Annotated in this window: 7 protein-coding genes; 2 read left to right on the top strand and 5 right to left on the bottom strand. The window is 53.4% G+C overall.

Features of this window, described 5'->3' with window-relative positions:
• Window positions 1-28: 28 nt before the first annotated feature.
• Together AC286M_RS32445 and AC286M_RS32440 are read left to right on the top strand one after the other, a co-directional pair.
• Window positions 29-664, top strand: a complete 636-nt coding sequence (locus AC286M_RS32445) for a saccharopine dehydrogenase family protein (RefSeq protein ID WP_488208337.1) — start codon at window positions 29-31, stop codon at window positions 662-664.
• Between the two features lie 12 nt (window positions 665-676).
• Entirely contained in the window at window positions 677-1,135 is a 459-nt protein-coding gene (locus tag AC286M_RS32440) for a saccharopine dehydrogenase family protein (protein WP_488208336.1), read from the top strand.
• Window positions 1,136-1,232: 97 nt separating this feature from the next.
• Here AC286M_RS32440 and AC286M_RS32435 read toward each other — a convergent pair whose 3' ends face one another.
• From AC286M_RS32435 to AC286M_RS32415, 5 genes are all read right to left on the bottom strand, one after another.
• The gene (locus tag AC286M_RS32435; protein WP_488208335.1) at window positions 1,233-4,118 is read right to left on the bottom strand and encodes a hypothetical protein; all 2,886 of its coding nucleotides are present in this window, start codon (window positions 4,116-4,118) and stop codon (window positions 1,233-1,235) included.
• 627 nt (window positions 4,119-4,745) lie between these two features.
• Window positions 4,746-7,598 (bottom strand): COG1470 family protein, encoded by a 2,853-nt coding sequence (locus AC286M_RS32430; protein ID WP_488208334.1) that lies wholly within the window; start codon window positions 7,596-7,598, stop codon window positions 4,746-4,748.
• A gap of 200 nt (window positions 7,599-7,798) precedes the next feature.
• A complete protein-coding gene (locus tag AC286M_RS32425) occupies window positions 7,799-10,162 on the bottom strand; it encodes a hypothetical protein (RefSeq protein WP_488208333.1) in 2,364 nt (787 codons plus the stop codon).
• Window positions 10,163-10,370: 208 nt separating this feature from the next.
• Complete coding sequence (locus tag AC286M_RS32420) at window positions 10,371-11,303, bottom strand: transposase family protein (protein ID WP_488206180.1); 933 nt, start codon at window positions 11,301-11,303, stop codon at window positions 10,371-10,373.
• Between the two features lie 34 nt (window positions 11,304-11,337).
• On the bottom strand, window positions 11,338-12,180 hold the full coding sequence (locus AC286M_RS32415) for a hypothetical protein (RefSeq protein WP_488208332.1): 843 nt from the start codon (window positions 12,178-12,180) through the stop codon (window positions 11,338-11,340).
• Between the last annotated feature and the right edge of the window lie 17 nt (window positions 12,181-12,197).

The following is a 12,197-nucleotide window of genomic DNA, read 5'->3' as shown; positions in this document are numbered from 1 at the left end:
TGCCTACAAAAGTTGACGTTGTCAGAGAATGATGAGTAAACGGGTTTTGATTTTAGGTGGACAGGGCCGCATTGGCAGCAGCGTAGCGGCAGATGTCTTGCAGTATACGACGGCTGAGGTGACGGTGACGGGGCGTGTCCCGAAGTCAAACCCGCAGACGTTTTCCCGTCCGGTGTCATCCCTCACGCTGGATTTAGAGCAGACTGCTGTGCTGGAAACTGCGATCGCAGATGCCGATCTCGTCATCCACTGTGCGGGGCCGTTTAGCTATCGGGATGGCCGGGTACTGGATGCCTGCATTCGCCACGGGGTGAACTACATTGACGTGGCCGACAATCCGGCCTATGTAAAAAGTGCGATCGCGCAGTCTCAGCCAGCAGAGGCAGCAGGCGTGACGGCAGTGGTCAGCACCGGAGTCTTCCCCGGCATTTCCAATAGCATGGCGCGGCAGAGCGTTGAGCAGTTGGACAAGGCCGAACGCTTGCATCTCAGCTATGTCGTCTCCGGTTCCGGCGGCGCGGGCGTGACGGTGATGCGAACCACGTTTTTAGAGCTGCAGCACCCGATTAATGCTTGGATCGATGGCCAGTGGCAACCCGTAAAGCCCTACAGCCAGCGGGAAGTGGTTGATCTGCCAGATCCCTATGGTCGCTGTGGAGTGTAATGGTTCAACACGGTGGAAGCGCTAACGCTACCAATGTCGTTTCCGCTGCAAACGGTGATTACCAAGTTCGGCTCTGCGCCCGATTTTTATAACCACCTGACCTGGATGATGGCGCACTGGCTACCGAAGCCCGTTTTGCAGCGTCCCAGCACGGTTGAGTTTCTGGCCAAAGTCAGCTACCGGATGACGGAAGCAACCGATCGGTTTACCGGGATTGGCGTGGCAATGCGAATTGAAACTCAGGGCACGAAGGACGGTCAACCGATGCGCCATGTCAGCACCGTTGTCCATGAGGATACGGCAACGTCGGCTGGCTACGGAACGGGCAGCATAGCGGAGCTCATTCTGTCGGGCCAACTCGATAAACCGGGGGTTTGGCCCGTGGAGCAAGCACTGACAACAGAGCAGTTTGAAGCAACAATGGCTCAACGAGGACTGGTGATTGAACAATCCTCACAACCAGTCCTGTAGGTGGGTAGAGCAACGTGAAACCCAATAGCAATTGCCGCTTTTTGTGGTTTACTAAAGCCCAGTGTCTGTAAATCATTGGGTTTCACGTTTCAACTTTTTAGAAGGTAAACTGCAAACCACCAGAGACAAGCGGGCCATCATCATCAGTTAGAACCTCTTCTACGCGTAGGAAGATACCAGGCTCTACAGGATCGCCAGTCCCAACCGTCTCTTGAATGCGATCGCTGTTTTCGTCATAGATGAACTGGTTGAGGGCCACCTGTACCGGATTGCCGTTCACATCTTCAATCAACGTGAACATCGCATCGCCATTCTCATCAAGCTGGGGCGCTGTCTTATAAATGGGAAAGAGGTTGCCGTCTGCATCATATCCATAAGCAGGACGCTGTTGCTCACCAAAGGGATTCACAACCAGCTCGGCGCGTAAACCGACGTCGCCACCATCACTCTGTTGACCAAGAACGACCCCTCTGGCAAAGAGTTCAGCCCGTATTGTATTGGCCGCAGCAGTCCAAGGGGTGTTACCAAAGTTGAGGACATAGCCAAGCGCCAGTTCTCCCATTAGGGGTGAAAAATTGGGATACGTGTCAGTGCTCGCTTCAGCTTGGCGATTCACTAGCACCGGATCTCCAACCGTGCTAGTCGATTGAGCATCAATCGTGGAGTCATACAAGAACTCAGTACCATGCAGGATTTCAGTACTATGCTCCTGTGATCTGTCGGTTACAACTTCTTCAAAGACTTGTTCAGGGTCTAAGGTCACTTTCAAATTAGACAGTATGCCGTCAGAATTAACATCGAAGCTCGCAATTCCCTCTTGCTGGGTCGTTGTAAAGGTGGTTTCTGTGGTTTCGGTCGTGATGGTATCAACCTGAGTAACCGGGGTATGGAAGGTATCGGTTGTGATCGTCCGAGTCAGGGTTTCGACTTGTGCTTCATAAAACGATGTGGTTGTCGTAATCACATCTTCCTGATTGCCCAAGCCCAGCGTCAGAGAACCCCGCGCATACAGTCCTCCCGCTACAGTCGTGGCATAGTAACCTGATTGTCCAGGAGCACCCGGAATCAACTCGTCTGGGGTAGAGAGAATAGTGCCAACCCGCGCATCAGCGTCGCCAGGGTTCCTATTGTCTACGGTTGCAACAGGGTCACCACCCGGAGTCTGGACATAGCTGCCTTGAATGCCATTGAAATTGTTGGTAACGGCATTATTGCTTGGCAGTGTATCTTCTACGGCATAGACTTCGGTTGTTTCGGGCACAAAGTTGCCAGGATGATGAGTGGCAGAAATGACTCGGAATCCACCATCTGCAATTAAATAGCCTGCTGCTTTATCTAGATTGACGGCATAAGCCTGATTCAATTGCAGCGCTTGGCCATCCTGTTGGGGAACGAGCGCATAGATCACACGCTGAGCTTGACCCGCTTCGATGGTTAGGGCATTTGTTACATAACCATCCTGATTCCATTGCGGCATAAATTCAATCCGGCCATCGCTCCATTCAATAATCAGGCCGCCCACGTTGTCGGCATAGGCAGAATCTCCCCGGCCCACTAAGTTTGGATTCGGAGGGGCAATGATGACATCTTTGTCTGTGGGCAGCTCCAACACGCCGTTGATAGGCGACAGTTGCTCACCCGGAACTACTTCATCGGGTATAGCAGGTACATAGCCAACGATGCGAGTATTGTGGTTGAGCCCAGTTGGCTGCAGCAAGCGAGGGCCATCTGGATCAGGATTGACAATGGGATTGCCATACATGTCGATCGCATCCTGATGGGTAGAGTTGAAAAACTGTGTGAGGCTGACGCTCATAACTAAACCAGCCTGATTGTTGCCAGCCGAGGGGTTAACGCTGACAGAGCCTGTGAGCAACGTAGGAGCTGCATCCGGATTGTCATTGAGGGGAGCCAACTGACCTGTCAGGCTGGCCCCATCGGTTCCGAGCCGAAGTTGGGCAGCGGCAGAATACTGACTGTAGATCAGCTGCTCGTCTTCGGGTGTCCTAACGCCTGCGGCATGGAATAGCGTATTCGAGTTTGTTGTAGATAGCTCTATTTCTCCATAATCACGGCTTTCCTCAACCTCAGTGAATTGCTGTGTCGAAACCGTTGTCGTTTCATCGACGGTTTGCTCTTGCCGAACGAATGGGTTAAGCGTCGTTTCGATGACTTCAGTGTAGTAGCTAATCCTGCTACTAATCTCTTGCGTCTTCTTGATGATGTGAGCTTCACCATCACCTTCTGGAAACAGAAGATAATCGCCATCGTTAAAGTCGTGGTCAAATCCATCTTCGACAGCCAAATCCCCATCATTCACGATGTAGATGGCAGATTCATGTTCAGTGGATTGTCCACCATTCTTCCCTGGTCTTAAGTTGAGCACGCGCAGTTCGACTGTATCTTCTGCACCGTAAACCGCGTCAACATGAGCGTTCTGGGGCAAGGATTGACCATTTGGATCAATTCGAACGCGATCGCCGCTGACAAAAACCTTTTCAGAACTCTGCAAGGTGCCATCGGGACGATACACGTTAACTTCAATGCCTTCACCATAATGATGGTTGCCTGCACTGTGCTGAATAGCGAACCGGGTTCTCATTCGTAGAGTTTCAGTTTGCAGTTCAAAGCCAGGTGCAACCTGCTGTAATTCCTCATTAACTTGCTCATTAATATTGTCAGTATCGGCTTGAATTTCAATGCTATTAGGAGCCAATTGGCCTTCAATAACAGATTGATTATGCCGTTCTTGAATATTAAAGATTGGTTCTTGAGGCAAAGGAATGCCAGAGGAGTTCCTATCAGAACCTGTGATGATATCAAAAGCGTTTCGATTAACTTGAATTGAACCATCCTGATTGATAAATACATCAGAAGTGGTTTGAGCATTAACGGCTTGAGGGCAGTTGATTCCTATTGAAACAAGCAATAAAGTTGAAAAGGTATAAGCAGCTTTTTGGGAGATGGGGGCGATTCTTTTCATGGCTGAAATCTGTCAATTACATGGTGTTTGGGGGGCAAGCGCAACTGAGTTTATATCTCGTTGATTGTTGCTTGATGAATACTTGATGCTAAATACATCAAGCATTTACATTCTTGTTCCCGACAGATTTATTACCCTTTTGAGTGATATTGATCAGCCGCCGTCCTTGATTTTAAGCGCTGAAAATATAGAGTGATTGATATTGCCTTTTTGTGTGATAGTTGAATGCAATAGGTGTGATAGGTTGCTTTTTTGCCTGTGATCAACGTCACAATGCGGCGGAGGCTGCTAAATTGATTTTCTATTTATTTCTAAATGAAATATGTTCGTTAGTGCTTTATCTGAAGCGGTTTAAGATTTCGAGAACTAAAGGTAAGAATGTGTTGATACTTCATTGAAGCTTTAATCGACAAATGTACGGTGAAATTATCACAGTGTTTAGGGCAATACTTACCCTAGAAGAGATTTTTATCTACCCGCAGGCATATCGCAAATCCATTGTTACCAAGCCACGATGCCTTGGCCAAAGCCAAGCTTGAAACAATAACAATCTGTTATTAGATTTACTGCTGAAAAGTGCGATCGCAGTTATCGAGCATGTCTCGACTTGGGCTTAAGCTAATATCACTAGTCGAACTGAGGTGGTACTTCCTGGGGGGACAACTGATCTTCAACTGAGGGGCGAGGTGCATCTAGACCACCAGCACCGCCATTAGCCCCTGCTGCTGCCCCATTGGCTCCAGCCGCGCCGCCATTGGCTCCACCAGCGGCATCTTCTTCGCCACCTACAACGACTGTATCGGGTTCTTCCGGTGTTGGGTCAAAGGTCTCAATCGTCACCGAGCGCACCACCTGTTCGCCTGCGCTATTGCTTACCTGGAGGCTGACCACGGTGGTGTTTGGCTGAGGACTCAGCGGTAGCGGAATGGCTCCCTGAAGCGGGACAGTGCCGGGTGCAGGCTGGAGCTGAGCGGTGGTGCCGGGGTTCGGCTCAATCGCCCAAGACAGCACCAAATTGGGTAACGGTCGGCCTTGATCGACTGGAATCACATATTTGGTGCGGGCTGTTTCGCCATTTAGTTGAAACGTGAGAATCCGGGGGGGACGGGGCACGATTTTGACCGGATCGGTCGTGCCAGCAATCGGTTCTTCCGGCATCCCCGATTTGGGAATCACCGTCAGCTCAAAGATGTAGTTCCCAGCCTGTCGGGCAGCAGTGGGAATGTTGCGGCAGATCAGATTCACTTCCACCACGCAAAACGGCTCCAGGATCTCTGGCAGTCCCTCGCGCAGGTCAATCTGGACAGGCGGCAGAACCACTGCTCCTTCAGCGTTTTTGCCCACAATCTGAATGGCGCGAATTTGCTCCGGTTGAGACAGCGCCCAGTTTAAGCGCACCGTATAAGGATCGGCGGCGGGATTAACGCTGAGCTTTTCGGGGGTAAATGGATTGGCGTCGTTGGTGGGTCTAGCTGCGGGTGCTTGAGCGTTAGCTGAATTAGTGGTGGTAGTGGTTGCGATCGCAACTGGAGGGGCCGCCGGATAGCTAGGTTGGGTGGACTCAAACACCAGAATTTCTGGTAGCGGTTCGGGCGTAACTGTTACTACTGGGGTTTGCTGCTGGAGCGGCTGACCTCCCCGCCGACTGGGTTCTGGAATTAGCGTCAGGACAAAGGTGTAGTTGCCGGCGCGACGCGCATCGGTGCGCAAGTTGCGGCAGGTGAGCAGTTGCGCCTGAATGCTGCAAAATGGCTCCAGATCTTCAGGTATTTGGTTGCCAGCAAACTCATAGGTTAAGGGGCCACTGATCACTTCGCCTTCTGCCGATTGGCCGATGATTTCGAGTGACTGAATGCGTTTGGGATAGCTGACCTGAAAGCCGAGCCGCACCGCATCGCCATCGGCGACAGCATATTCGGTATCCTCCGGCGCAAAGCGAACAATTGCAGGGGACGGGGGCGGTCGCAGCAGAAACCACCAGATCAGCCAGACAAACGTCGCCAAACCTAAAATCGCTAGCAGAATCAGCGGTAGAATTTGCCACCAGGGGCGGGACTCCCAGACGATGTAGCCCTGCATGGGAATATCGGGGAGGGCACGACCATCGGCATCAGTCACCTGGACGCCAAAGTTGAGCAACCGCCCACCACCAATTAGCGGGCGCTTCCACTGATTCTTGGGCTGTACATAGATCTCGCTCGTCAAGGTTTGACGCGGCGATAAATGCAGCTCTGACGGTTCCAGCCTGTATTCACACTGGTCGCCGCCATCGAGGTGCATGACGGCAATTAGCAGATGACGGGGGATGTTGCCCTGGTTGGTGGCCTGAACGGCAAACAGTCCGGCATTGGTCTGTACGCGACTGATGAGGGTGCGAAAGCTCAGATCCACCTGGTAAATCGGCTGGATTTCCAAATAGAGCAGATCGAGCAGCGCTAAATTGGGATTGTTTTCCGACAGGAGGCGCAACGTCGCGATGTAGCTGCCAGCCAGAGCTTCAGCCGGAGGGGTGATCATCAGCAGAATGATGCCGCGCGCTCCTGGGTTGAGGTCTAAATAGTCCTCTGGCAGCGATAGGCCAATATCTTGTGCCCCTTCTGGATAGGTAATGGAAAACCAGTTGGTCGGTAAGTCACTACACCGCAACCGAAATCGATCAACCCGATCGCCCCGGTTATAGACCATCACCTGAAATTGGAGGACGGTGCCGGGTAATAAGCTGGCGGGCTGAGCGGTGGTTGTGGTGGGCTGGAGAGCAAAGGTGGGATCGCTGACCTGGATTTCACTTTCGACGGGCGGCAGCACCTGCAAAATCTGGGCGTAGCGCAGCGGCGGATAGTTGGGATAGTGGCGCGGGGCGTCAACGGTCAGCCAGTAGCGATGGGTATCGGGCAGTGCATCAACGGGGATTTGGAACCGGAAGAGGACTTCGCCGCTTTGACCGGGACTGAGGGCCAGCCGTTCTTGGGTGGATTCACACCAGGCGTAAAGCGCGGGTGGCAAATCATCGATAAAGATGTCAATAATCGCGCTCTGATTGCCTTTATTCGTAATCGTGGCGCTGAGATCGAGGCTGGCACCGGGGGTCACCACATCTTCGCCGGAGGAGTTGAGGATGACAGTGATGGGCTGTTCGGGGGCCGCGTTGGTCGAGACAATGCTGCTGCTGGTGTCGCGATTCAGTAGCTCGGCATCGACGTAATATAGTGGATTGCCTGGATCTGAAGAGGTGACGATCTTGACATAGCCCTGCTGGACGAGATCGTCTAAAACAGTCGGTAATCGAAGATCGGTGTAGTCATCAACTCCCAACGCGGCCTCAATTTGTTGGGCACTTGCTGCTCCCTGCCGCACCAGGCACAAGACAACCTGTCGATGAGATTCGGGTAGCGCAAATAGATCAGCAACGCTCATGTCAGTAGAGCGATCCTGGCCGACAGCAGATTGGGAGGGATCGGAATCGAATTGGCGTCCGGTCATCTTACAAGCATGGGTACAAGCGGATTGGTGAGTTCAAGTTTCAGGATTTCGATTCAGGTCTTTATTTGTATCACACGGTAGGCAGTGCCTATTGTCCTGGTACATTGAGCTTAAACTAGGTGGGTTAAGCGATCTCAAAACGCGACGTTGGAGTGCTTTTTAGGGGATTAACACGGTGGGCACTGCCCAACCCCACAGATTTATGGACAGCTACTAGATTTGTCAGCACTTGAATACAAATTGACCCGATGATTATCTCCTCCGCTGGTTACTAACACTCGATTGGGCAGGCGAATGATATCGACGCTGTTGATCGGTTCACGGGAGCGACCCAGGCGTTTTCCTTTCAGAACCCTACCATCGGCATCCAGTGACCACAGCATCACTGTGCCATCTTCGCCACCGCTGGCCAGATAGCAGGCATCATCGCTCAGCGCGACCGAACGCACTGCTTGGCCATCATGACCGTCCGACCAGCTATCTAAATTCGTACAGCGTCCTTGATTTTCTAGACAGTCGTTGAGATCCCAGAGGGTAATGCGGCCCTGGGTGTCAGCGGTGGCTAGATGACTAGGCCGACGGGTGGCGCTGGATAGGCTAACGATGTAGTCATTCGCGTCGCCAGCCGGATAGCTGAGGGAGATGGGGTTGGAGCTGGGTTCGGTAGTCTGCCACAGAACAAGGCGGTTGAATCGACCTGCGATCGCAAGTGTCTCCTGCTCACTGCCCACCAGCGCAATCGCCTGCACCGCAAAGTTCAGCGACTTTTCAGCCACGGATTGCAGGACAACCGGATCAGCCTGATTTGGATTAGCTCGATTGAGCCGATTACCAGCACCTAAATCCCACTGCACCACGGCCCCGCTGCCGTGGCCGCTGAATAAGTAGCGGGCATCGGGGCTGAACTGGAGCGCAAACACGCGGTCATCCGCCTGCGGTTCGCCACCGGGACGGAACTGGAGCTCAAATTCCTGCTGATCGCGCAGCAAATCCCAAATTTCCACCTCGCCGTTTTCAAATCCCAGTGCGATCGCATCATTATTAATGGGCCGATAACTGGCAACTCGCACCGCCTTATCAAACTTAAGTGGATTGCCCAGCCTGCGCTTCATCCGGCCTGTTCGCAGCCAGCGCCGCACGGTCTGATCATCGGAGGCGCTGACTAATTCATTGGCCTGACCATCGAAGCGCACCGAGTTGACTGGGCCGCGATGCTGGTTGCGCAGCAGTGGCGGGATGAAGAAGAGTCCTACCAGCGCCACCAAGGCCAAAAGCTGGAGCCAAAACGCCACGTGGGGGCGAGCCGTTAGCGTCAGGGTTTCAGAAACAGGGCGACGCTCAATATTGCTCAGTAAGTTAACGCTGTTTTCCTCGGCAGGATTGGCCTCTAGCGGATTGGGCGGCGGACTAGCCATCGGCGCAGAAGGGGCAAGCCGGGGATCATTGCTCGCGAGAGAACTAGCGGCTGGAGCAAATCGTCCGTCCGGATCGAGATCGGGCGTGACGCGAAACTGATACTGGTGCGGCCAGCCCAGCAGCGGTCGTTTGGCCTGGATGTAAACCTGAGCCGTGCTGACCGATCCGGGCTTCAAATCAATCCGGGCTGGCATGACTGTGATGCGATCGCAAAAATCGGACGCGGTGCGATCTCGCTTTAGCCAGCGTCGCCAAGCTGGAATCGGGGGCGGTATAATCCGCAGACTGGCTGGTTGCGCCCAGTTGCTTTGGTTGTTGAGCTGAACGGTGTAAATGCCCTGCTGAGTGCGATCGCGGTTGGCTCTCTCGTCCAGTTCAGCATCAATGGTGATGTCGTCTGATGCCACTGCTGCCGCCGGAATGATGGACTGAATCGGCTCCACATCCAGCTCCATCACGCCCCAAGGCTGCACATACAGCGTACCGCCCACCTGCACCGAGGATGAGAGCGACTGGAGTGCCTCCACCTGAAAGGCGTAGGTTTGACTAATCGCTTCCGTAGAGGCCGGAATCTGGCAGACAAACAGCATACGCGATTCGCTCTGGGGTGGAATTTGCAGCCGTCGTTCGCTGCCCTCCACCAGCCAGTCGCTGGGTAAGCCCTTCAGCCGCAGCAGCACGTTACCCATCGTCCGGTTCGGATTCAGCAAGCGCACTGGAATTTCAACGCTGTGTCCCGGTAAGCCGCTTAGCTGGGGTGCAGCCAGTTCGAGCTGGGGTGGAAAAACGCCGCTGCCTTCGATAATCAGCGTTACCACCCGCCGATCTTCTTCACGCAGCTCCAGCGAAAAGACGCGCACGGTCAGCGTCATCTTGCCGACGAATCCGCCGGGAACGGGCGGCACGTCCAGAATCGAAATTGAGAACTGGGTGCGATCGCCCGCTGGAATTTTGGCCGACAGGTCAGGGGCGAGCCGATACCAGTGATCGGTGGCGTTGATATCGACGCCGGAGGCCAGCAGCTCAAGCTGAAAGGTGGCAAACGACGAACTGAGATTCGACACGGCCACCTCAAACCCCTGCGGCTGGCCCCCTGGCTGAAACCGCAGCGTTTGCGTAGATAAATCAGTAGTGAGCAATTTAGACATGGTTGAAGACCAGGTTAAACCTCTGAATGGGTGAGGTGGGTTCGGCTGTGCCGTCTCGAAGAGAATCGCATGGGCAACCCCAACTTATTTTTTGTCAGCAGCTTGCTCAGCAAGCTGCTGACAAAAAATAAGTTGGGGTTTTAACTAGACTTTATCGGAAATAGGAGAGCAGTCGCTGCGAACCAACTTCACCCGTGGTTGTTTGGCATTAAGCGGCTTGGTTCAGAGAACTCCGTTGCTGTGCCCGATGGGTCAAGCGGAAATTGTGCAATCCGCAGGCGGTTTCCATCACATCATCGATGTAATGGTCAACCCAATTACGAAACGGATGCACCAAAATTTGACACCGCTTGATGCCGCCAATGTGGTGCTCCACTTCGACGCGAACGCTGGAAATACTGCGGTTGTTCATCTTCTCAATCGCGGTGAGCGACCCGTTGCGCGGTTTCTTCTTCGGTTGCTGAAGGCTCACCCCGTCTGGGGCAAAGCCTTGAAACCCGCTATCCTGCCAGAGCGTACTCCCGTCCGGAAACGATAGGTTCTCCTCATCGGCAATCGCTTTGTCATGTTTCTTGCCTTCATAGGTGTCACTCAAATAGCGCACCTTGCCCCCACGCTCCTGGATAACTAGATTCCTGACGGTGTGGGCCTTGCGCTTGCCGCTGTAATACCTCTTGCGGTCGGCTTTATCTTTTGGTCGGTTAATCCGACGTTCAGTGCCATCGATGATGAACTCTAAACTGGGACAGGCGCTCAAGAGCGCCTCCAGTTTCGCGGGTTCACGTTCGGGTAACTGTTGTTCATATCCTAATGCTTGGTTGAGCACTCCCGTCAGTCGATGAATCCATTCATTGGCCTGCGCTTGGCTCATCCCAAAGAGAAAGCCTTGAACCTCCTGTGTCGGATAGAGGCGGAAGTACACCAGGATGAACAGCAACTTATCTTCTAGCTCCCTCAAATGAGCTTTACGACCTGCTCCTATCCCCCGTTTGCGTCCCTCACGCTCAAAGGTGGCTTTCACAAAGCTCTCCCATGCCTGAGCAAAGCTGGGTAACAACGCCTCAAACTCCTGCACCCTCAGTCCCGTCAAGCTACACAAGGTTCGGGGGTTTGTCCGCAACTCGGCATAGGTCATTCTCATTGGCTCACCTGGGTCGATGCTCCTAATACCAATTCTATCGGCTCAATTTCCGATAAGGTTTACTGTTTTGCATCATCATGCGCCGCCGCCAAGCAAAGTGGAGAATATTAATTCCCAATTCTTGAGCACCGCGAATTTGGTCGCGGGTCAGGGCCAGATTTTCGTCATAGCCCCAGCCGCTGGATAAGCTGCCGATGACCAGAATAATGCCGCCCCAGTTCAGCACTTCAATCGTGGTTTGATTCAGCACCGGATAGCGGACAAAGCGGAACGGACGACTGCGTAGTGGATGCTGACCGTTGAGCTGTCCCGTTCCCGAAAGCTGAATGCCCACCTGTTCCGCAAAGGTGGTGATGGAACTCACCAATGTCTCAACCTCTTCGGCCACACAAGTGTGAATTTCGCCCAGCTCCGCTACAAATTCGCGCTCCAGATGGGGCAGCTGAGCCGATTCCGTGCGGATGGCCGCGAGGGCGCTGCGCACGTCATACTGCACCTGCATTAGCTCATCCAAATTGGTTTGATAGGCAGGTACTTCAATGATCAGTGTGCCGCCGTGCTGAAGATACTGGCCAATCGGTTGCGCTTGGACAGCCGTTAAACCTGCTAGCTGGCTATGGCGCATATACAGCAGATCATGGTTGGCGAGGAGCGCTTGGGCGGCGGCGGTCGTCACTTGTCCAGGATTGGTTGGTTCTAATCCGCCAAGGGAGAGCGTTTCCAGTGATAGATTGGTCACTGAGCCACCGCTCTGCAATTGGGGATACAGCACCTCTAGCGACTCAAACAACCCCGCAAAATCCAGCTCCGTCTTCCAGGTCTCACTCTCGTTAGTTTCCAGTTGGGCGACCTTGAGTAAATCTCGCGGGGCGCTCAAATTCCTATCCCCGCCGC

Source organism: Thainema salinarum CENA647 (assembly GCF_057732415.1).
This window is presented reverse-complemented; position numbering and strand designations above follow the sequence as displayed.